Raw genomic sequence first — 23,242 nt, forward strand, 5'->3', positions numbered from 1 at the left:
AAAAGCCGAGTCAGAAAATTCCGCATGGCCGGAATTTCATCAATTGGGAGTGATTTTAGCTGAGATAACGCCCTATCCCCAAAGGATAAGCCTGGACCCAAGCAGCCCAGGCCGCCGTCACTAGCGCCACCATGGCAAAGGCCGACAGGGCGAAGACGATGCGAATGACCATATCGTAAAGCGGTTGCCGGACGAATGTCGGTAAGGCTATCGACGTCAAAACAGCGGCGATGACGGCCAAACCTGCCGACACTATTCCGCTGGTCAATGAGACGCACCAGGGACAGCGGTATAAACTGGCAGACCGGTAATAATTACAACCGCTATCCAAACCCAGCCATGGCCAATCGCAACCGCATTGAAAGAAGAAACCGCACAATGGCGTCACGGCAATCATCGTCAACACTAATGAGACAGCCCCGGCAATCCGCTGTTCTTTGTTGATTGATTTCAGTTTTATACTATACATATTTTGATGTTATGACTTTTATAAGCCATTGTATCGCGACTGTTCGTTGAAAGAAGTTGCTCATCCTTAACGAATCTGTCCCCTGCTGATAGGTTTAACCCCACTACCATACGATCATCTTACTTGCGGCAAATGCGCTGAGTGGTGATCTCTAAACATGGTTCTTGCACCAATACCGTGCAAAATAGACTTGAATAATCTGTGGAAATTAGTTCTGTTATAGATAGCACCAATGCGGAGTTTTGTGGTCATACAGTAAGTTGAAATGGCTAGTAGTCAAGTGGCACGACCATTGCTGAGAAATAAACAAAGGTTCGCCATGTTATGCAACCGGAGGTGAAATTATGACGTTATTCAACCACTACACAGCCCGATATCGCCGGGAAGAAGAGGAATACAGCCTTGAGGAATTTCTGAATCTTTGCAAGGAGGATCGCATGGCCTATGCCAGCGCAACGGAAAGAATGTTGGCCGCCATCGGCGAACCGGAGCTGGTGGACACGAGGAAAGATCCGCGCCTGTCCCGCATCTTTTCCAACAAAGTGATCAAGCTTTATCCGGCCTTCAAGGACTTCTACGGCATGGAGGAAACCATCGAGCAAATCGTTTCTTATTTCCGTCACGCCGCCCAAGGTCTGGAAGAAAAGAAACAAATCCTTTATCTGCTTGGGCCGGTGGGCGGCGGCAAGTCTTCCCTCGCCGAAAAGCTCAAACATTTGATGGAACAGATGCCTTTCTACGCCATCAAGGATTCGCCGGTCAACGATTCTCCTTTGGCTCTGTTTTCCGCCGAAGAGGACGGCGAAATACTGGAACAGGAATACGGCATTCCGCGCCGTTATCTCAACAAGGTACTCTCGCCCTGGGCCGTTAAACGCCTGCACGAGTTCAATGGCGATGTCACCCAATTCAAGGTCGTCAAGAGCTGGCCTTCGGTGTTGAGCCAGGTGGGCATCGCCAAGACCGAACCGGGCGACGAGAACAACCAGGATATCTCTTCGTTGGTCGGCAAGGTCGACATTCGCAAGCTGGAGAAGTTTTCCCAGGACGACCCCGACGCCTACAGTTACTCGGGCGGCTTGTGCCTGGCCAACCAAGGCCTGATGGAGTTCGTGGAGATGTTCAAGGCGCCCATCAAGGTGCTGCATCCCTTGTTGACCGCGACTCAGGAAGGCAACTACAAAGGCACCGAAGGTTTCGGCGCCATTCCGTTCGACGGCGTGGTGCTCGCCCACAGCAACGAGAGCGAATGGATCAGCTTCCGCAACAACAAGAACAACGAGGCCTTCCTGGACCGCATTTACATCGTCAAGGTGCCCTATTGCCTGCGTGTCAGCGACGAAGTCAAAATCTATCAGAAACTGCTGCAAAATAGCTCCCTGGGCGAAGCGCCATGCGCTCCCGGCACGCTGGAAATGTTGGCCCAATTCTCGGTGCTGACCCGACTCAAGGAACCGGAGAATTCCAGCATCTATTCCAAGATGCGCATTTACGACGGGGAAAATCTCAAGGAAACCGATCCCAAGGCGAAGAGCTACCAGGAATACCGCGATTTCGCCGGCGTCGATGAGGGCATGACCGGCATTTCCACACGTTTCGCCTTCAAAATCCTGTCCAAGGTATTCAACTTCGATCATGTCGAGGTGGCGGCCAACCCGGTCCATCTGCTCTATGTTTTGGAACAGCAGATCGAACAGGAGCAGTTTCCTCCCGAGGTCGAGCAGCGCTACATCAACTACCTGAAAGAATACCTGGCCCCACGCTACGCCGAATTCATCGAGAAAGAACTGCAGACCGCCTATCTCGAGTCTTATTCGGAATACGGCCAGAACATCTTCGACCGCTACGTGACCTATGCCGACATGTGGATCCAGGACCTGGAATTCCGCGACCCGGATACCGGCGAGATCCTCGACCGTGCCCAAATCAATGCCGAATTGGAAAAGATCGAGAAAGCCTCCGGCATCGCCAATCCGAAGGATTTCCGTCACGAAGTCGTGAACTTCGTGTTGCGGGCGCGCGCGCAGAATCACGGCAAGAACCCGGTCTGGACCAGCTACGAAAAGCTACGCGTCGTGATCGAAAAGCGCATGTTTTCCAGCACCGAGGACTTATTGCCGGTTATCTCCTTCAACACCAAGGCTTCCAGCGAGGAACAGAAAAAACACCACGAGTTCGTGGAACGCATGGTCGCCAAGGGCTACACGGAAAAACAAGTGCGCCTGCTGGCCGAGTGGTTTTTACGGGCAAGAAAAGCGTCGTGAGCAGGAACTCTTTTCAAGCTAACCCATCTTCTTTAGTAAAGCTGGGAAAAGAAGATGGGCGATTGACCGAGTCATCGGTTCTTCGCCACCCGCTCCGATTATGTCCTGTAAAGGGAGAATCATTTCTTTGAATGTAGCAATATTATGAACCAATTCGTAGATCGCCGTCTCTCCGGCAAAAACCGCAGCGCCGCCAACCGACAGCGCTTCCTACGCCGCTTCAAAGGACAGATACGCAAGGCTGTAGCGGAAGCGGTATCCGGCCGCGATGTGGCCGACCTGGAACGTGGCGAGAAGATTTCCATCCCCGCCAAAGACCTTAAGGAACCGGTGTTCGAGCACGGTCCGGGAGGGAAACGTAGCATCGTCCACCCCGGGAACAAAGAGTTCATTAGCGGTGATCGTGTAAATCGCCCCGAAGGCGGTGCCGGCCGGGGCGGCGGAAACGGCGGTTCGCCGGACGGGGAAGGCATGGACGATTTTGTCTTCGAATTGAGCAAGGAAGAGTTCATGAATTATTTCTTCGAGGACCTTGCCTTGCCGGACCTGGTGAAGAAACAACTGACCGCAGTGCCGGATTTCAAGAAGGTTCGCGCCGGCTTCACCAGCGACGGCACACCTTCCAATCTCCACGTGGTCCGTTCCATGAAACAGTCGATCGGTCGTCGTCTGGCAATGTCGGCCGGATCGCGCGAGGCGCTGAATGACGCCGAGGAGCGTTTGGCCGAATTGGCCGCGAAAGGACAGGATAACGGCCCCGAGGCCGATGCGCTCAGAGAGGAAATCGATGCTCTCAAGGCCCGTATCGCCAGCATCCCTTTTCTCGATACCTGGGACCTGCGTTATGCTAACCGGGTAGAGAAACCCCGCCCTATCAGCCAGGCGGTAATGTTTTGCCTTATGGACGTGTCCGGTTCGATGGACGAAGAATGCAAAAACATCGCCAAGCGCTTTTTCATGCTGCTCTATTTGTTTCTGACCCGCAGTTACGAACACATCGATCTAGTATTCATTCGCCACCACACGGTGGCCAAGGAAGTGGACGAACAGGACTTTTTCACCTCCAGGGAAACCGGCGGCACTGTGGTTTCCAGCGCCCTGGAATTAATGCATGACATCATCAAAGAACGTTATCCCGCCGCTTCCTGGAACATTTACGCGGCCCAGGCCTCCGACGGTGACAATTGGTACGACGATTCGCCCTACTGTCGCGACCTGCTGATCAACTCCTTGCTACCTCTGGTGCAATACTACGCCTATGTCGAAATCAAGGCGGAAAATCCACAGAGCCTTTGGGAGGAGTATGAATACGTCAAATCCATCAACAAGAATCTCACGATGCAGCGCATTCTAGGGCTGGAAGACATTTATCCGGTATTCCGGGAACTGTTTCGGAAGAAGGTGGCAACATGACAGACGAATCATTGGCAACTATAACGGCCAGGCCGGAAGCGATCAGCTGCCGGCCGCTTTCCGAGGACTCCGAATGGACTTTCGACCTGCTGCGCCTGTACGACCATGAGATCGGCCGGGTCGCGACCCACTACGGACTGGACACCTATCCAAGTCAGATCGAGGTCATCACCTCCGAACAGATGATCGACGCCTACTCCTCGGTCGGCATGCCCGTTGGCTACCACCACTGGTCCTTCGGCAAACAATTCATGACCACGCAAAAGAGCTATAAGCGCGGGCAAATGGGGCTGGCCTACGAGATCGTCATCAACTCGGCCCCCTGTATCGCCTACTTGATGGAGGAAAACACCATGACCATGCAGGCGCTGGTGATCGCGCACGCCTGCTACGGCCATAATTCGTTCTTCAAGAGCAACTACTTGTTCCGCACCTGGACCGATGCCGAGGGCATCCTGGATTATCTGGTGTTTGCGCGCAACTACGTAACAGAATGCGAGGAACGTTACGGTGAAGTCGCGGTCGAGGAAATTTTGGATTCCTGCCATGCCTTGATGAATCATGGCGTAGACCGTTACAAACGACCGGCCAAACTGTCCTTAGCCAAGGAAAAGACCCGCCAGCGGGAACGCGAGGCCTATCTGCAATCCCAGTTGAACGATTTATGGCGCACCTTGCCGCCCAAAACCGAAGAGCGCAGTCAAGCGACCAAGCAAGCGGTCCGCTTTCCGCCCGAGCCACAGGAGAACCTGCTGTATTTCATCGAGAAAAATGCCCCTTGCCTGGCGCCATGGCAGCGGGAAATCATTCGCATCGTCAGAAAAATCGCCCAGTATTTCTATCCCCAACGCCAGACTCAGGTGATGAATGAAGGCTGGGCCACATTCTGGCATTACACGCTGCTCAACCATTTGTACGACGAGGGCAAGCTGACCGACGGCTTCATGATGGAGTTCCTGCAATCGCACACCAATGTCGTCTTCCAACCGCCCTACTATAACCGTGGCTACCACGGCATCAATCCTTATGCGCTCGGTTTTTCCATGTTCCGCGATATCCGTCGCATCTGCGAGAATCCAACAGAGGAGGACAGGCGCTGGTTTCCCGACATAGCCGGTTCCGACTGGGTGAAAACCTTGGACTACGCGATGCGCAACTTCAAGGATGAAAGCTTCATCGCCCAATACCTCTCGCCCCATCTGATCCGGGACATGAAATTATTCGCCGTAATCGACGACGACCAGGACGACCAACTGGAAATATCCGCTATCCATGACGATGCCGGTTACCAGCAAATCCGTCAAACTCTGGCGGAACAGTATAACTTGGGCTACCGCGAGCCCAACATTCAGGTGTGGAATGCGGATATCTATGGCGACCGTTCGCTGACCCTATGCCACTACATGCACGATCGAAGGCCATTGGGTGACAGTGCCGACGAAGTGTTGCGCCATGTTGCAAGACTATGGGGCTACGACGTGCGTATCGAAAGCATCGACGAAGACGGCCATGCCGAACTTGCCGCTGAATGCCTTACTTGAATATGATTGGGAAAGATAGAAACAATCCATTGTCCACCATAATTGATAGATGAGGAGACGAGCCATGGCACATGTAACAGAAAATAAAGTCGGCGTAACCAAGTCCGGCGTAGAAAACGCATTAAATTCCTCCATGGGAAATATGGGCGGCATGCATGAAGGCATGAAACACGGCATGGGACCGATGATGGGCATGCACGAAGGCATGAAACACGGCATGCAACATGCGATGAAGTCTGGCATGATGGAGGGAGCAAGTCATGGCGTTGCGGCATCCGCCGGTGCTGGTAAAAGCATGCTAAAAAAATTCGTCACTCACCCCGCGACGCTGATCGGTCTTGGCGTCGTGGTCGGATACCTAGTCTATAAATACCGCAAGAACATCATCGAAGCGTCGGAAAATGTTCGAAAAACCGCTTCGGATAAAGCATAAAGATTGCTTTATATTATTACTGTCCGATTAGGATTTAGTGGCTGTAGCTGAAAAGCCTAAGTGACTTGGATATAAGGTAAAATAGCAGTTTTCGAGACGGCTTTTACCGTCCAGGCACTTAGGCTATGAAAAGTTAACACCGTATTTTACGTTTTATTCCTAGACATCGTGTGGATGCCGTTGCGACTCGGGAATTGTCCGTCGTTTGAATTGCTGGAGACGTTTCATTGCAAGCCTGCTATTGAAAAACCCGCGTCGCGAAACCAAACACAAATTGCACAAGCACAACGCTATCGTCATGATCGGGCGAGGTGCAGCGATGAGCGGCATGGAAGAGATTGGCCAGGTGCAAGAGGGTTGGCGACGCGGCCTTTCCGGACGCTTTTTTAAGCTGGGTCCGAACGGCACTGCCAGCCTTATTCGTTTTAATACCACGATAGAGTCACTATACTCATCGCACATAAAATTTCGGTATTTACGTATTTCCGGTGATTTGAAAATTATCGGTTAACAGTAAGTTTAATTCGGCTCGATAACGATATCTGCTGCAATGAAAAATGTGGCCTGCGATCTTTTACTTGCTTTAGGTATGATCTGCGGCAAGCTGCTGACCATACCCAAAGTAGCGAAACTGCGTAGCCGTGACGCTTGAACGAACGAAGGGCTCCAGGGCACAACACGCACGTGAACGCCAAACTAAACCGCAGCACAACGCGCTGGCAAACTTCGAGCAGCGAGATTAAGTGCCGTGTTAAGCAATGCTAAGCCTATGAAACATTTCCTATAATCATATAGGAAATTTCTTCAATCAGTGACCCACCGCTAGAAGACCACCTAATTTCCAGTGTAGTCCTACTGATCCGCCCAGTATCTATTCGTAAGTTTTCGATTTCTTTCCCTTCGTGAGAAGAACCTCGGGTCCACTCAGTCTCTACGATTTTCAGTTCGCGAATCGAGACCATGTGTGCTGGTTCATCTAGAAATGCTCCACTCGCGGGCATATCGTCGCCAGCCGTATAGGCTTTAGCCAAACTAACGCCTGGAGTATGACCTCCAGCTAGCACGTTATTCCTAAACTCTATAACCGCAGTTCCAGTTGGAGCATCTCGTGTCACTAGGGTGCCAGATAGTATTCTTACTTTCATGATGAATTACCTTTTTTGTTCAATTTAAAAGAGAAGTACTTCTTGCTTGTCAGCATGCTTTTGCGAAAAATCCAACCAGGACTTCGCAATGTGCCTCTATCTAGGCAGCTGAGTTTCCTCAGATCTCATATCAAATTTTACCTCCCGCTCTTTGTCAGGTTGCCAAACGCCAACTAACTTTCAGAGCTAGTTGACTATAAGAAAAATCTCTTTGTCCTCCCGCTCCCCTGCGTTATTTGCGACGTTCCTTACGCGGTACTGCCCACCGAATAGATTTCAGCAATTGTCCTGTTGTTCTTCACACGTACCGTCTGCGCACTGTTTCCTTCGATCGTACGAATACGGGTATTCGGACTAAGTGTGGATGGGCCGTTAAAAGGATCACCGTCAAGGTAGGATACAAACAATGCACTATGGTTTCCGTTATTGACCCGCAAGTAGTCTCCGGGAATCAAACGATAATCTCCATTCGTAAGGTCGCTTTTCGTGTACTTGCGATCCTGGTCGCTAAACCAATTCTCTAAAGTACAGGATCCGAAGGCGCCACCATCTTCTGGGCAGGCAATATGTGCCGTTGTTGGCGGCTCCCACATGGCTTTACGAAGACACCAGGCTGCAAATTCACTGCACCAAGCGCTCTCGTTACCATACTTACGCCAATCAGTTTTACCAATCTCTCGGGCAGCCCAGTGGATTTGAGGTATCCAATTATTGTTCACGTAGGATAGCTTCTTCTCAAGTATCTGTGCCGTCAATCCAATTCGTCCGAACCTCTCTTTCTTCGACCCATCAAGCCACTGCCTTTCACGCCAATCTAGAATCGTTTGTCCGGCATGCACGATCAGAATACGGCATAAAAGCATGCCGTCTCCAGATGGATTTTCCAAAAATAATTCATCCCAAGCATCCGTCGGAATTGTCTCTAAAAAATCACTTATATTGTTCAGGTCCCATTCAATCCACCAGCCTTTAGGGAACCGAGTTCCATCAATACCCCAAAGTTTGACACGGTGATTACTACTAAAGCGCAAATAGATATAACTTGCCTCGCTTCCTGCATTGCGATGATTCGTATCTATCTCAATGAGGACCTTATTTGTTCCGACTGTCGGTCCACCATTACTATCGACTTCTATGCTCTTAGCTAGGTCGGCATAACGCATGAAGCGCTGCCAATCCTCGGTCGTCTTTGGAGGATCGAGTGAATGTAAATTTGCAGATTTTAAAAAACGTTTTGAGAAAACAAAGCCAGAAATCCTAAAGGATTCCGGTTGGAAATCTGGTACGGCAATCACCGTGGACTTCTGGTTTTTAAGTGGTCTGAGTTTGTGCTCTCTCCCTACTGAAAAAAGTTCAGCAACCACATTGCTTGCGTTAAATTTAGTAATGTGCGGATGACTCGTGATTTTCATCATCAAATTCTCCTGCAAATATGAGTGTTTGACCGGTGTCCTAGGAAAATAGGAACGCCCTTATGCCTTCTCTATAGCTTCACCCGTGTCTCGGCATACCTATAGCCTGGAGCCGAGACGCAGACATTGAGATAACGCCGAAGCGTTGGAATACGCGATGGTGTTAGCCGTAAGTCGGTTACTGGTATACTTATACGCTTTGAGGAAACAGCTGCGCGCTTTACCAGTTTTCTTTGGTACCAGATTGTGACTACCGCCTCCGCCGCTGCGGGATTGACGTGAATATTTAGTTTGTTGCGCTGGATGCTAGCGTGCAAATTGATAATAGTAGGCTGATCCGCCCATAACTGCAGAGTGGGATCGCCCACCACATGGTAAATTTCGAAATGGTGTTTAACCCCGGAATTGGTGCCGTGTGCAACCAGTAGATAGGATTTCCCATAGTTGAGGATATCGCCGAGACGATTGTGTTTGATCGCATAGCTCGCGCTGGTGCCAGGGAATCCACTAATGACACCTGGCCACATAGCGTCGAACACGGCCTTTATCAGGCTGTCATTACGCCAGGTACCGGAACATTGTGTAGCCGCAAGCAAAGACGGGGCTCCTCCATTCAGCAGCATAATATCCTCGGCGAAGCTGTCGCTAGGAATGTCATCGAAACGACCTGTTAAGCAGTTTATACTGTAGAACATCGATGGGTATCGGCTTAGAATGGCCACTAAATGGCCACTCGTGAAAGAAGGATGAGCCCAACCAGTCTTGCCACCGTGATCTCTATGACCTACCGCGAGTTGACCTTCGGAGGTTTCGGAGATCAGCATATCCGTAGCGTCGTCACCCTCTACGATGGCGTTACGCACCTCTGCCGGTACCGTTGTACCATCCTTGTATTTTTGCGGATTGGGGTTATTGGAAACATACACTCTCTCCACGTCAAAACCGATGGAAACCATATGGTCACGAATGCCTTCCATGGTTTTCATATAGGCCCTGTCGGCACGCCCGTCCTGAGGTCCATCGTCCTGGAAATACGCAGCAAAGGTCATGCGAAGATAGTAGTCGGGGTCGCAGGGCGGGATTTGCTCGTAGTCGATGATTTGCTTGACAACAGTCTTTGCCTCATCCAGCGACTTAACGGGAATGCGACCGCCGGATATCCACGGCAATACGCAATCGTCGGAGTCTTCTGGATCCCGTGAAGTGAAGAAGTAATGGTCACTGTAAAAGGATGCGGGGCAACCAGCTGGAATGAAGAAAGGTTCAGGATGCTGCTCCGAGGTAATGGCCGCGACATCACCGAGCAATAGAACATAGCGAAGGCGATACAGTAAAAACTTGCGACGGTTCCGGATATATTTTTTTATCTTATTTACCGTGTTACCCACAGTTGCTATAGATACAGTCTCGGTGATCAGGCCCTTGCGGTTCTTCCAATCAGCCAATTGTTCTGCGGCATTCTTGAGTTTGTCGTCGTAGATAATGAGAAACTCAGGGCCCCTGGGTCGAATCACTATGGAACCTGGTGCTCGACTTACAGGCATTCTCTCGGCGATACGACGACGCGGATTGAGAACCAGATTACCATAACCTTCAAGGTTTACGGACGGCTCCCAAAGCGGGAATTCTTCCATACCTTCCTCATCTGCTGCTTCCTTCGCTTTCAACCAGATGGTTATTTTGATGTTGCTATAGCCCACCAGTTGGCGTTTGCCGGCGCTGTACTGGAGTGGACGCACATGGATCGCTAGCACTCTGTAATCGTTCATGTTTTGTGGCTTTCCGACCTGCACCACGTCCGTTGGATACAGGGTATCTTTGCCGTAGGCCTCGACGTCGTATTCAAATTCTCCCGCTTCATCGGCCTGATCGGTGGCCTGCTCTTGGGCTGGTGTGACCAAGATATCATCGAACTTGACGGGTTTACTCTTTTTGCTACTGACCTCATAGTCGCAATCAGGCGGGATCTGCACGAAACGTCCGAACGAAGGCAGGAGCGGCTTGCCGCTCTCGGACACAAACCCGGCTCCGGAGATTCCCACTTCCTTGAACGGTAGGGTTTGGTCTTCCATCTGCTGTTCGTTGTCGCCCACAGTGAAACCAGGGAAGATGTAGTTGATCTCGATATGATCTTCCCTTTCTTCCACCGATACAACCGGCTTCTCCGAATGCAGTTCTAGATCGAATTCTTCAGGCAATCCTGAAGGGGATAGAGATAGAAATTCTGACATGACATTTTCTCCATTCTTGAAAAAAATTTGTAAAGCAATCAATTCAAGGTCAAAGAAGCGTTATGGCGGATCTCTGGACATTTTTTCATCCTCTTGAAATCTAACGGGCTAAATTAGGAGACCATAAGTGTCTGTTTTGATTCGATTGATGGCGATGAGTTAATCGTAGTATTTAGCTTTTCGATGCTTTCGCTCCTAATTAAACCCGATGGCCCGGCTTCGCGGAGCCATCGGGATAACCTTCCAGACTTGGCTTACATACGTCTTAATCCATACCTAGCCGTGAAAAATGAGCCTAATAATGAGTTTGTCTAGGCGTTATAACCGACTTCTTAAATCAGTATCGGTAATACTTGACATTAGTTTTTTGTACCTCCTTTTTCCTATTTGACGTCTTTTTCATAGATACTGGGCGTTGTCCGCGTCTCTCCTTTTTTAATATCGGGAATTCGCCCTTTAATATCCTCTCCTTCTGGATATGGTAGACGTCCGGTCCAATCGATGTTCACGGTCGTTGGCGAACCATCCAAGCTGTATGAAGCACTGCCTAAATCAGTCATCCATTGTTGAAACGCCCACAACGACTCACGGTTTAAATAACTATAACTATGGCCAAACCGAAGATGGCTAATCTTAAACCCATTCTCCCCTTGAATATGAAATGTATGTTTTTCCGGGGATTGGGTAAAACTGTATTGATGGATTAAACGATAAGATCCGATCAAACGGTTATTAGCGGATTGCCGTGAATCAATGACATCGAAACTGGCAACCACATATCCACCGGTGACGTTTGCGATTTGCGCGGCACCCGCCACAACTGGAGATCGAAAATCCCAGCTGATATCCGGAAAAACAGTCTGAATGCTGCCGTCGGGATAGGTAAAATGGACATCGCTATAATTGATGGCATTCCAGTTTCTAAGGATAAACTCTGTCGTGATTGTGATCGAACTGTTTTGAGGAACCGGTTTATCGGATAAATCCCAATCCACTGTCAAACGGGTGCGGTGAGGCTGGTTTTCTTGTATGCTCGGCGTATTTTCGGTGCCCCAGTTGATCCGAGTGAGATAAGACAGGATATCCACATCGGTTCCAACCCGATAGTGTAAATCTGTCGCAGCCGCCGATTTAGTCTGATACAACTTATATGATCCCACCACGCGCTGACTCATCTCTCCCCCCCCGACGTTTTGTGTCGGAGAGAGCGTGACGATATGTTTAATATAGGGATGGTTAGGGTCATAGTCGATATACCAACCGTTACCTTCGTTGGCGCCGCCTGGATTAGGGTCAGTAAAATCATCATAGCTATACTGTTGCACATCACCGCCGGTATCTTGGTCGGAGTCGACTAAACGAACTACCCCGGCATTATCGGTCAACGCATCATTGTAACCTTTCCACGGTAGCCAGCTGCGATCCCCCCATCCCGTGATTGCATGTCCGCCACTGCCGATTACACCTGGGGCATTGGTAGGCCAACTGATACTTAACCCAACAAAATGACATTGTCGTAGCTCGTTAGCGATATCGCGACTGCCGTTAACATTGGCCCAAGGATTTTTGGGATTCTTGTTACCGTATACGGTGACTACGGTGTAAGGATTGGTGGGCCATATGTTATGAGTGGATGCCAACCACCACTAAACAACCACCCGCTCAAGCGGGTGGGTTCCAATAACGGACTGAAAGTCCGGATACGCGTCGACTAAACGACGCGTCTTAGTCGGGCTCCATCTTGAAATTATCGTTTGGATTAGGTTCAAAGTGATGCTCCAAATATTGCTTTATCATCTCATCAGTCATTTGCCCCACTGTGGCGCAAAAATAACCGCGGGCTCAAAAATGTCGACCCCAATATCGCTTTTTCAAGTGCGGGAACTCTTCGAACAGATAGCTCGAAGTTCGTCCCTTGATTCGCCTCATGATTTCGCTTGGGGCCATAGTCGGCGGCGCACTCACCAAAATGTGCACATGATCTTTGCTCACGACACCTTTGATAATCCGTATCTCAAAGGCTTCGCATGTCTGCCGCACCAAGTCTCTCACTCGTTCGGCTATTTCATCCTTCAGCACTTTATAACGATACTTCGTAACCCAAACAAAATGATACTCAATTTGGTAAACCGTATGGCTGCCGTATCTATAGTCCATCGCCACCTCCTTGGGCAAATTATCGCAGCTAAAGCTGACCGGCTAAAGCCGGTGGTTTAAACCTTATGATGGATAATTATCGCAGCTAAAGCTGACCGGCTAAAGCCGGTGGTTTAAACCTTATGATGGATAATTAAGGGCGGTATCGGTCCAGCCGGTGTTTGCCGTACCAAAATGGTCGGTTAAATTAGCATAAATATTATCTGCTCTGGCTTGTACCGTGCCCCCCGTCCCGTAGCCGGCGCCAGCAAGCATATTTGCCGCCGTTGCAAGATAACACGTGTTATTGCCCGCAAGAAATGCCTTATCTGTATCGGGCGGCGGATTCATCTTCATGTAAGTGCATGACGAGGTAAGGAATCCAATAAGAGCAAGAACTCCATATGGGAACCAATATCTTTTTTTGTTGTTTCGTATTGATAGATTCATGTTGCGTCTCCAATAAAGTAATCATGAGGAATGGTTTTCTCATGCCCTTATGCCGGCAAGTAAGGCACTAAATTCAAGGGGAAAAGTGGTATCGGTAAGACCCGGAAAGGATGCTCGTAGTCCACCGTTTCAAAGGGACCGATGGATCTTTTCTCTTTAAAACGTGGCAAGGGCGCGGTATAAACAGCCGATGGATCCAAGTAATACCAACGATTGGCCAAATAGACGCCAACATAGACATGCGATGCGGTCGGCGGCGCTCCTGCCTCGGTATGATGAGCTGTTGCGATAATGATATGCCAGCGCGGTAGAACCCGACCCAGCAAACTGGCAAAAAGGTGCGCCTTTGAAAAACAGGCTGCCCACACCAAACGATGATGATCCGAAAAATAGTGAGCATACTCTTCAAGGGAAGGCCACCTATCTTCGGAGGTCAGGCCAGCATAGTCGGTATTATCGACTCTTACGTTTTCAGCTAACCAACTCCAGACCGCAACGATTCTATTCCAAACCTTTTTTTCTGTACGCGGCCAATAGGTGGGAACCCCCACGGCATTAATCAGCATCTTTACTTGGCTTGAACCGCTTTCGAAATTGTGGAAAAAATATTCCGTCGGTGTGTTGGCGGGTGTTCCCGCTCTCACCCAAAAGTTCCAGAACTTAAGATACGTGATCGACCCTTCGTACTTGGTCGCCATCACTTTCATTTCTGATGTTTTTCTGACTTTCTTGAGTAGGAACGGTTTGGCTAAGTGAGGATGAATCTCCCAATTACCATAATCAATTTCGGTTTTCATATGATCTCTCACAGTTGTTCACTAACTGGGTAAACCTTTTCAGAAATCAGGGCATATCCCATTCCGAGTTCTAAGAAACTGCATCTACATCTTAACTAAAGATCTTATTCACTTATTATTCAAGGATTTCAATGTCATAGATTGAAAAGGTAATTTATACAATGTCTTTTTCGGTAATGCTTCTCCCCTGATATTACGGAGGTGGTATAGTCAAACAGTACAAGCAAACAGGTAACAGTCGACACCCTGCGGTCTCGACTGCTACTCCCTAACTCTTAACCAAACCTAAGCGCTCTCTTCTGCTAAAGGTTCCTCTAAACAAAAGCCAACATCATCAGTGTTCCGAAGACCGATGTAGCCACTGTCAACGATGGCTCGATCTCTTGCCCAAAGCCTGACGATGTACCCACATGCCTCCATATTTTTAGTATCTAACGTCCATGTTCCGAACTCACCACTGGTCGGCACAATGTCGAATCTTCTTAACGGCGGGTTGACCGTTGTTCCATGGGCGGGACCGCTAGGTGCGACGGTCAGGGTCAGTGTGCCGAAATGCGCATCCTTAACGTCATAGACACCATGCAATACGTCGCCTATGACGAATTTGCCACATTTTTCCGATGTGCTCGTACCGATCGGGTGTACCGTTGGATCACTACCACGCTGATAGCCTGTCAATCCGATTGCTACCTCCGGCTCCTTATTGTCCAGCCGCACCCTGACAACGCTTCGGGTTGATCCATCCGCCGCACATATCAGCACGCCACCATAGATCACTCCATCGGATGGAAGTTTTGCCATGATCCGGATTTCCCACAAGCCGGTATGGGGAGCACTGGTATGCCATTTGGCTAAAACCGGGATAACATAATGACGTTCATGAGATCCGCCAGGATCCTCAAGATAGGTATAACAACCATCCGCCGGATCGATCTTTTGCTTGATTTTCTTGTGAATGGGGGGATTGAGACCGATTTCTTCCCTCACCCATACTGAAAAATCATTGTGCAGTGATTGCCATGGCTGAGGGCTAATCGGATCATAAGGGCGAACCGAAATCTTATACTTCAAAGGGATTGCGGCTCCTTCCATAACGCCTGCCGGAGGGTTGTCGATATAACCCGTCACAGTCAAAGTTTGTGCAAATGGGCTTCTGTCCGCATCAAAGTGAGCGATAATCCCCTCACCGGTGGCCAAGCCGGTACCCTGATTGATGTCGCATACGTGCATATTCCCAACCGTTTCGATATAAGGAATATGTTCTCCTGTTACGATTGGCCCCGGCTTGATGTGTATTCTGGTTTCCTCCCGGTTTCCCCACTTAGGTACCCAATTTGGGTTATGCGGCGGAGGCGGCTCTTCCCATGACAGGATCGCTCGAATTCTTGCCTCGCTCGGCCCTTTAGTACAAGGACGACGGCGATGACTAAAATCCGCACTTAAAGAAACGGCATACTGTATACCTCCACTAGGCATGCTTTTAACATCGTGCGTATTTACGACAGCCGTGCCTAGATATAGCCATATCGCTTCGATCTCATCCCATTCCCAAAAAGCGACATACTCCAAACTGCCTTTCTTGCACAAGCTACCCGAATAACCGTAGGGAAGCTTGACGTTAAGAATTCCAGTAAGATGCCTCCGCCGAGAATCGTAGCCGACGCACTTCAATTCCTCGTAGCGCGTATCACCGTCGGTCGCGGCCAAGGCCTCCACGACCTCGGAAACCTTCATATCGTACCCAGACAGGAGCTCGGACAATTCGTCATGAGCGATACCGGCGTCAACCGATTTGATAGAAAGTTTTTTTACTGTAGAGAAAGTGAAGCGATGAGCCGGAACGCCTTTCTCTTTATAAGCGCTGGCTAAATCGCCGATGCTGAGCTCTTTAGTGTCAGCGAGTGAAACAGGCTGATTAAGGTCAATGTTATCGAGAATGCTGTCGGGGAAAGTGGCTTTACCCAATTTTAAAAAATCGCCCAAAGCAACCGTTTTGCCGTTGAGGGTATCTATCTGGATTCTCACCTCCACCATGTTACCCCAGACCGGCAGATAATCGGGGTCTCCTGCAGTCGGTAGATCGTTCCAAGAAAGGATGGCTCGCACTTTCGGAAGGTTCTCGATAGCACAAGGTTTCTCCACTGGATCGATGTCGAGGGTCAACGAATATTCCAACGGTTTGTCGCCAGGGATATCAAAGACGGCAATATGAGTCAGACCTGCGTCAATCCAGCGGCCGTCATTGTTCCAGTCGATATAAAACCGTATATACTCGGTACTACCGGTCGAGCAAAGCCCCCCTAGAAAACCATAGTCCCTCTTGATATGGACCACTGCGTACAGTTGTTTCACATGAGGGTTATAACCTACGCATTTCAATTCTTCATAAGAAGTGTCGCTCTTTTTCTGCTTGACCGGCTGGTACTTGGAAACGCGCTTGTTTCCAAAGTAGTTTGGATTTGTCAGTAACAATGCTCTGAAATTAGCGCGCTCAATCTCAAGAACTTGAAAATCAACTTTAATTCCCAACGCATTGGCTGTAATCGGTCCTACAATCCCATCGGCCTCTAGCTTTCTACTTTGTTGGAAACAGACCACCGCCCTGCGTGTACATTCACCGAATAAGCCATCAATTGGCCCAGGCTCGAAACCAAGTTCGAGAAGTTTACCTTGGATTTCTCGAACAAAATCCCCTTGTGAATTTAAAGATAAAGTATTCATATCTTCTCCTTAAGCTGAGAAGTATCAAAATTATTCTGTGTGCCCTACAAAATTCAGTTATTCCCTTTCTCACTGAGAAAAAGGAAATAAAGTACCGAAAATTGAAGCGCAATCACTATGAATAAATGCGGTGAGGACGGGAATTGGCCGTCCTTGCATAAATCCCTTGCGCACCTCACAAACCGAATTGTTTACTATCTACATACTCTTGCCTTAAAAGCGTCCACCAATCATCGGCCAGTACCTGCAGAACATAGTCATACGGTAACCAGCCATAGCCGTTTTCGCCCCAGCCGGTCCCCCAAGAGTTCCTGATCAGCAAAGCCCCCGTGGTTTTTTTCCCGCATATCGGGTTCTTGATTTTTTTAGTGTCGTCGTAGCCTACAGCGACAACCGCATGCCCTCCCATGACTTTTTCCGTCGGACAAGGAAATGGAAAATGACCGTTGGAACCCGAATATTGGTACGAGTTGTATACCGTAAACCCGAACATTGCGGGCATATTTGCGGCTAGATTGGTTTTGATTCGTTGTAACAGATCAGCTGGGTTGACACCCGGAGGATCAAGCCGGTAGTACTTTACGGATTGATAGTTTTGGGCAAAGGCATAGCAAAATGCCGGTGGTTCCATGTCGAAATGAGTTGTGGGCGGCGCTATCGGTCCCGGTTTCGCGGTGGTATACGGCCAATATTTTTCCGGCGGCACCCCAAATAACGTCATTGCGGCCATCGTGCTACTTAAATAGGCGCCGGTATCGCCGATCAAGCCCAGCAGGTTTCGGGTCACCTTGTAGAGAAATAACCGGGACGCATCGATATGCGTCCCGAAGGCCTTTCTTTCATAAAACTCTATCAAACCGGCACCTGCCTGGGCCGTGCAAGAACCCAAATCTTGTTGGTCCTCAATCGATGAACACCATGCCCTAAGATCAGTTGAATTCGGCAAGGAAGCCGGTGCCGCTAACGCCGCTAAGTTCATCTTCTTGAGTAATGGTTTAATTTCTCGGTGTTCTGGAGTGTAGTCTCTATAATCCGGCAAGTCACGATGCCAACCCATGCCTTTTGATTTAACTGTGATTTCGTCCATTTTCGTTCTCCTATTATGATAAATGAAACTCGTAGTAAGTGAGCGAATATGAATTCTGCCAGCCCCACATTCTTGAGTTCATCAGGCGTAAAACATAACAATAAACCTTAATGACCGATCGGCGCTTCTCCTTACGATCGGTCTTATCATTTCAAATTTAAAAGCTTTATTAACAAGCAATTTTTTCTGAGTTTGTCACCCTCGTAGCTTCTCAATATCCGAAAAGAAGGATTAGGGAAAGCAGTTATACGTTTTTTTTGATTTATTCCTGTTCAATGATTTAATTCAGCGCTTTAGCAGATGATTCAGGTTGTTAAATATGCCACTACACTGATTTTGCGATTCTTATTTTCTTGGTTGAAAGGAAAAACTTGAACGAAAGGCCCCATTACCGGAATACGGGCGGTATAGCTGCTTTTTCCTTGGGCGCCATGCCAGGAATTTTTGCCCGAAAGGGTTATCATCTGGGGATCCGCAGTACCCGAAAAATTCTCTTCAAAATTGAAATAGCGGCGTGAGCCGTATTTACCATTGGTGCCGAAGGCAAACATGATACCGAGTGATACCGGTTCTTCTGCGGCTTCTTCTTGTTCGAATTCCACGAAAACATTGAGATAGCGGTAACCATCTACTTCCGTATAGACTCCGCTGCTTATTCCGGTATTGGCCGGAATCGAATGGTTTTCATAAAACGGAATGGTCTTCGTTGCCAATAAACATTCGCGGCATTCTTCCGGCGTCGGAGTTGGGGTTGGCGTCGGTTCTTGCTTGAGCGCCTCATAAGCCTTTTTAGCCTGAATAATGCCGTAGCCGGAATTAGCATCCCAACCTTCCTCACAAATATTCTTGGCTGTCTGCTGAAGAATTGACTTTGCTTCATCCTGGGTCAAATCGGGGTTAACGGATTTCAGCAAACCGATGACCCCGGCGCAAATCGGGTTCGCCGCCGATGTGCCGTTGTCACACTCGGTATATCCCTTGAAGTGACTGATCGAACAAAAATCCGGTTTTTTCGGGTCGAGGGCAGCCGGTCCTTGACTGGAATAGCCGATCCATTCCTCTTTAATATTGGCCGCACCGATCGTGATGGCTTTGGGATGACCGTTTGCTCCCCAAATGCTTCTTCCCGGTCCGGTATCGCCCTCACAGACGCTGCTCGGGCAATAAGCGCCACAGTTACCGGCCGCGAAGGTAACGATGATACCTAGGTCGATGGCTTCGACGACTTTACGGGTAAAGGGGTGGTTAGGGTCATTGGCATAGTCCGGTCCGAAATCTTCTTTCGGCATGCCCCAACTGTTTGACATGATATGAGGGGTACCGTCTTGCTTGTAGCGATCGATGGCCCACTGAAACCCCGTGATCGCATCAGACAGAAAACCCGAGACATCTTGGGCCGTGCTTTTTAAAACGCCAATATCGTACAATTTGGCTTGCGGACACATTTCTATAACGTCGGTACCGCACATGGAACCATGCCAACCACCTTCTACAGGAAGATGGGTGCCAGGTGGAAAAAAGAAATTAGGCGACCAGCCATCGACTACCGGCAGCACGTTCTTGTCGCAACCGGTATCGCAAATCGCGACGACGATATCTTTCCCTTTATAACCTTTTTCCCAAATTTTATCGCAGCCGAGATAGCGGGCGACATCCTGAATATTGCCCTTCGCCGTTGTTGGTTCACAATCTCTCGGCGTACAACCGCCGTTTGTATCGAGAGGGAAAGGGGGAATATCGCCTTTTGCCACGGGTCTGATAATCGCATCGGTCCAAACATTGACCACATTAGCTTGGGACTTGAGCTGTTCTTCATTTTCCTCGTCTATTTCACCTCGTACTAAGACGATATCTTCATTGGCCAACCTCAGACTTTCGAGTTGCTCTTCGGCTGGATTGACTGGAACGGGTTTGTAGTCCTGATCGATCGTCAATCCCTCAACCTGCAATGCTGCAGCGGTCCTTAACGACTCAGCCGCATTGGCTGATCTTTGCACCCGCAACTCGATGATTACTCTTTTTCTAGACATGGTTTGCCTCCTCACGAATTAGGCTCTGCAACTAGATTTGTTCTAGATCCCGTTTTTCTATTAATGGTTAACAAGCACTAGAGCAATGGATTAGATCCAGGATGAGCCATGAAATCTTTATTATTTGGAATCGATGCTTCTGTTTTTACCCTCCGACACAGTAATTATCACTAACGGATTCATATCGATACATTCAAATTCTTAATTCTCATGCATCATCTTAAGGTTTCCTTACCTATATGTTTGTATCAAAAATGTTATTGTTCTGCCCCTTGCAATAGATCAACCCTTATAAAAAATCATGCCCCAGTTTGAAGGCACGTCGAGTCCGAAGCGTCGGTTTTGAACGTGGATCGTCCATTCCGGCTCGACCAAAAGATTCACCCACTGACCATTCTCGGGGAAAGTCAGCTCCAACCAATGATTCAGATTGGAAAAATTCAGACAAATTACGGCATGTTGCAAGATACCTTGGTCGTCGACATGATATCTACGGTAAACCAACAGCTTTTTCTCGGTATCGACGCCGACCCCTTCCGGATTAAAACGAGTTTGCCAGCTTTCCCAATGTTCGGGGTAAAAACCGTCGGCACGAAGAACCGGATAGCGTTGCCGCAACTGAATCAACTTCGTATAAACTGCCAATAATGCGGCGCCGAATTTGTCCTTGCTGTAGCGCCAATGCAAGGGGCGCGGCTGTACGCGTCGGCCGCTGCCATGGTCGTTTTCTGGCATCCAATAATCCTCGGCGAATTCCTGACCGTTTTGGACCATGGGTGCGCCGGGAGCGGTCATCATCGCGATCACATAGGGTTGGGTTCGATACCATTGCAACGCGCCGGCATTATCTTTGGCCCCGGCTTGCCAATTGACGTGCGAATGATCGTGATTGCTCAAGTAAATGGTGGGAATCTTTCCGCTCCCCAGCAAAAAGCGATTGTTGTTGATCACATCGAGCAATTGCGGCTGAATGCGATCATGCCAAAGTCCATCGAAACACTGGCCGAACAATGCATTGTCCCAATAGCTCGACGCGCAAGTCGTTTTGGTCACATCGACGGCATCCATCTTAAGATGCTCTAGTGTCAGGGAAAAATTAGGTTCTCCGGCACTGGCCATTTTTTGTTCGATCTCTTTCATCAATTGCGGCAAGCCGCGATTGTCGCCCTTTTGATAGAAATTGACCGTGTTGTCGAAGCGTATCCCATCGATTTTGAATTCGTCGATCCAATAGTTGCAAACGTCCAGAATAAGTTCCTGGGTACAGCTGTAATCGAAATCAAGATCCTGGAGTCCTTCGAACTCACCATAGAACTTACCGGCATATGGACAGTCCCGGTCATAGTATTGATAAAACACTTTATAGGGAAAGCCGCAGTAAACATGATTGAAGACACCGTCCATGATGACGTGTATTCCCTTTTCATGGCATTCGCTAATCAATCTCTTCAACCACGAGATTTTCTCGGCCGGTTGATTCAAGTCATTGGCATAGCGGTAGGCAACCGAATAATACAAAGACGGCGTATAGCCCCAATTGAATTGCTCGTCGTTCCAGGCGGTCCATGGCATGAATAATATCCCGGATATTTCATCAGTCCCTTGAAACCCTATCGAAACCCTCGTTTGTTTTAAAACATGCGATCGTAAGGAGAAATTGAGCGGTCAAAAAGGGAATTAAGCATTGATTTCCGTTTTTCAGGCGCAACTTCCCCTTACCCCATTGTTTATCAGCGTGCCGGGCACAGCACTTTGTTTGTACTAATCAGGGCACAGGCGCTGACAAACGGATTTAAACAAGGATTGAAACGGATACTGACTGCTGAACAGCAGTCGAATACGACGGGTGTTACGAATGATGACGGCACCGATTTTAAACAATTTCAGGCGAATGGTGGCGCAAGTGGCTGTCGCTAGTTCGGTATTTTTGAGGGCGATTCGGCGAATCGCATGGATCAACGTATAGGCCAGTGTCGATAACAGCAAACGAAACTGATTCGGCCACCACAGGCTGCAACTGGTGCGGTCGGCAAACAGATCCAATTGTTGTTCTTTAATCCGGTTTTCCATGTCGCCTCGCGCACAGTAAACGGTTTCATAGAGTGTTTGTGCATCGCCGTCCAGATTGGTTACGACATAGCGGGGATTACTCCCTTGGCTCATGTGTTCGGCCTTAAGAATGACACGGCGTCGGCGTTTCCAGGTGCCGGCTTTATAGTGGAAATCGGTAAAGAGACGCTGTTTCTGCTGTTCGCTTTGGAACTGTTGCCGGGCTTGTTCAATCCAGGGTTGGCTTAAGCGCGTTAAGCGTTTATTTTTGGCCAACCCGACAATATAGTGAACGCGATGCCGCTCGCACCAACTCAGCATCTTATGGCGACAAAAACCGCCATCGCCGCGAAACGTGATGTCAACGTCCGGCCAAGCCTGACGCAAGCGCCGAACCAGCAAAGCCAGAATCGCCCAGCTGTGCTTGGCGCCATCAATATTGCTGGGACGTAGATAACTGACCAAGCAGTGATGGCCGCAAAAGACATACAACGGCAGGAAACAATAGTGCCGATAGTAGCCATGAAAAAAACGTCCGTCCTGTTCGCCATGAACCGGATCGTCGGTGGCGTCGAAATCCAGGATCAACGATTTCGGCGGTGTCTCATACGAAGCGATAAACTGTGCCAGCAACTCCTCATGAACTCGCCACATCAAGGCGCGATCCGCCTGCTGCTCAAACCGGCACAAGGTGGATCGGCTGCCCAATGTCTGATCCTTTTCCACCGCCGTCTGAAAGGCGATATCATTTCTGAGCGTGTCATGATCATTCAAATCCTCATACCCACACGCCAAGCCATAAACCCGTTGACGGAGCAGGTTGATCACAGAGTGTTGCACGCGGTCAGGGGCTCTGGCGTCAGGAATCTGCGCCGCTATCCGTTCGGTTAACCCTAACTGCTGGTCAACCGCTCGTAACAACAGCACACCGCCATCACTGGTGATCGCTCCACCACTGAATTGGGCGTCTATTTTACGGCGTTTTAAGGGAGGAAATTCTATTTGAGCTGGAGTACAATTTGTCATGGGCAAGTTGTTGGTTAAATTCAATCTAAGTAACTGAA

General features: G+C 49.1%; 16 protein-coding genes and 1 pseudogene. 5 read left to right on the forward strand and 12 right to left on the reverse strand.

What is annotated here, in order from left to right; all coding sequences use genetic code 11:
- Positions 1–55: 55 nt before the first annotated feature.
- Positions 56–469 (reverse strand): hypothetical protein, encoded by a 414-nt coding sequence (locus EP25_RS0105790; protein ID WP_031433005.1) that lies wholly within the window; start codon positions 467–469, stop codon positions 56–58.
- 344 nt (positions 470–813) lie between these two features.
- Between EP25_RS0105790 and EP25_RS0105795 the strand changes: the two genes are divergently transcribed.
- The 5 genes from EP25_RS0105795 to EP25_RS0105820 all read left to right on the forward strand — a co-directional run bounded on the left by EP25_RS0105795 (position 814) and on the right by EP25_RS0105820 (position 6,631).
- Positions 814–2,733, forward strand: a complete 1,920-nt coding sequence (locus tag EP25_RS0105795) for a PrkA family serine protein kinase (protein ID WP_031433006.1) — start codon at positions 814–816, stop codon at positions 2,731–2,733.
- A gap of 144 nt (positions 2,734–2,877) precedes the next feature.
- The gene (locus EP25_RS0105805) at positions 2,878–4,146 is read left to right on the forward strand and encodes a YeaH/YhbH family protein (protein WP_031433007.1); all 1,269 of its coding nucleotides are present in this window, start codon (positions 2,878–2,880) and stop codon (positions 4,144–4,146) included.
- Entirely contained in the window at positions 4,143–5,687 is a 1,545-nt protein-coding gene (locus tag EP25_RS0105810) for a SpoVR family protein (protein ID WP_051906424.1), read from the forward strand. The genes EP25_RS0105805 and EP25_RS0105810 overlap by 4 nt, the downstream gene beginning before the upstream one ends.
- A 64-nt stretch (positions 5,688–5,751) precedes the next feature.
- Positions 5,752–6,120, forward strand: coding sequence for a hypothetical protein (locus EP25_RS0105815; RefSeq protein WP_031433009.1), 369 nt, complete (start codon positions 5,752–5,754; stop codon positions 6,118–6,120).
- Between the two features lie 319 nt (positions 6,121–6,439).
- The gene (locus EP25_RS0105820; RefSeq protein WP_152555599.1) at positions 6,440–6,631 is read left to right on the forward strand and encodes a hypothetical protein; all 192 of its coding nucleotides are present in this window, start codon (positions 6,440–6,442) and stop codon (positions 6,629–6,631) included.
- 882 nt (positions 6,632–7,513) lie between these two features.
- Here the strand turns inward: EP25_RS0105820 and EP25_RS0105830 are convergent.
- From EP25_RS0105830 to EP25_RS0105885, 11 genes and pseudogenes are all read right to left on the reverse strand, one after another.
- Positions 7,514–8,680 (reverse strand): hypothetical protein, encoded by a 1,167-nt coding sequence (locus tag EP25_RS0105830; protein WP_152555600.1) that lies wholly within the window; start codon positions 8,678–8,680, stop codon positions 7,514–7,516.
- 68 nt (positions 8,681–8,748) lie between these two features.
- Positions 8,749–10,908 (reverse strand): C25 family cysteine peptidase, encoded by a 2,160-nt coding sequence (locus EP25_RS0105835; protein WP_031433013.1) that lies wholly within the window; start codon positions 10,906–10,908, stop codon positions 8,749–8,751.
- A 383-nt stretch (positions 10,909–11,291) separates the two neighbouring features.
- The gene (locus EP25_RS0105840; RefSeq protein ID WP_152555601.1) at positions 11,292–12,293 is read right to left on the reverse strand and encodes a hypothetical protein; all 1,002 of its coding nucleotides are present in this window, start codon (positions 12,291–12,293) and stop codon (positions 11,292–11,294) included.
- Positions 12,294–12,633: 340 nt separating this feature from the next.
- A pseudogene (gene tnpA, locus EP25_RS0105850) lies at positions 12,634–13,065 on the reverse strand (IS200/IS605 family transposase).
- A 120-nt stretch (positions 13,066–13,185) separates the two neighbouring features.
- A complete protein-coding gene (locus EP25_RS0105855) occupies positions 13,186–13,494 on the reverse strand; it encodes a hypothetical protein (protein WP_031433015.1) in 309 nt (102 codons plus the stop codon).
- A gap of 47 nt (positions 13,495–13,541) precedes the next feature.
- Positions 13,542–14,291, reverse strand: coding sequence for a hypothetical protein (locus tag EP25_RS0105860; RefSeq protein WP_031433016.1), 750 nt, complete (start codon positions 14,289–14,291; stop codon positions 13,542–13,544).
- Positions 14,292–14,576: 285 nt separating this feature from the next.
- A complete protein-coding gene (locus EP25_RS0105865) occupies positions 14,577–17,012 on the reverse strand; it encodes a peptidoglycan-binding domain-containing protein (protein WP_031433017.1) in 2,436 nt (811 codons plus the stop codon).
- A 175-nt stretch (positions 17,013–17,187) separates the two neighbouring features.
- Positions 17,188–18,099 carry a C1 family peptidase gene (locus tag EP25_RS0105870; RefSeq protein ID WP_031433018.1) on the reverse strand — a complete coding sequence of 304 codons (912 nt, stop codon included), beginning with the start codon at positions 18,097–18,099 and terminating at the stop codon, positions 17,188–17,190.
- A gap of 305 nt (positions 18,100–18,404) precedes the next feature.
- Positions 18,405–19,850 (reverse strand): S8 family peptidase, encoded by a 1,446-nt coding sequence (locus EP25_RS0105875; protein WP_160172704.1) that lies wholly within the window; start codon positions 19,848–19,850, stop codon positions 18,405–18,407.
- A gap of 561 nt (positions 19,851–20,411) precedes the next feature.
- Positions 20,412–21,701 carry an alpha-amylase family glycosyl hydrolase gene (locus EP25_RS0105880; RefSeq protein ID WP_051906428.1) on the reverse strand — a complete coding sequence of 430 codons (1,290 nt, stop codon included), beginning with the start codon at positions 21,699–21,701 and terminating at the stop codon, positions 20,412–20,414.
- A 189-nt stretch (positions 21,702–21,890) separates the two neighbouring features.
- On the reverse strand, positions 21,891–23,204 hold the full coding sequence (locus EP25_RS0105885; protein WP_031432630.1) for an IS1380 family transposase: 1,314 nt from the start codon (positions 23,202–23,204) through the stop codon (positions 21,891–21,893).
- Positions 23,205–23,242: the final 38 nt, after the last annotated feature.

This window comes from Methylomarinum vadi (genome assembly GCF_000733935.1).
GTDB classification, from domain to species: domain Bacteria; phylum Pseudomonadota; class Gammaproteobacteria; order Methylococcales; family Methylomonadaceae; genus Methylomarinum; species Methylomarinum vadi.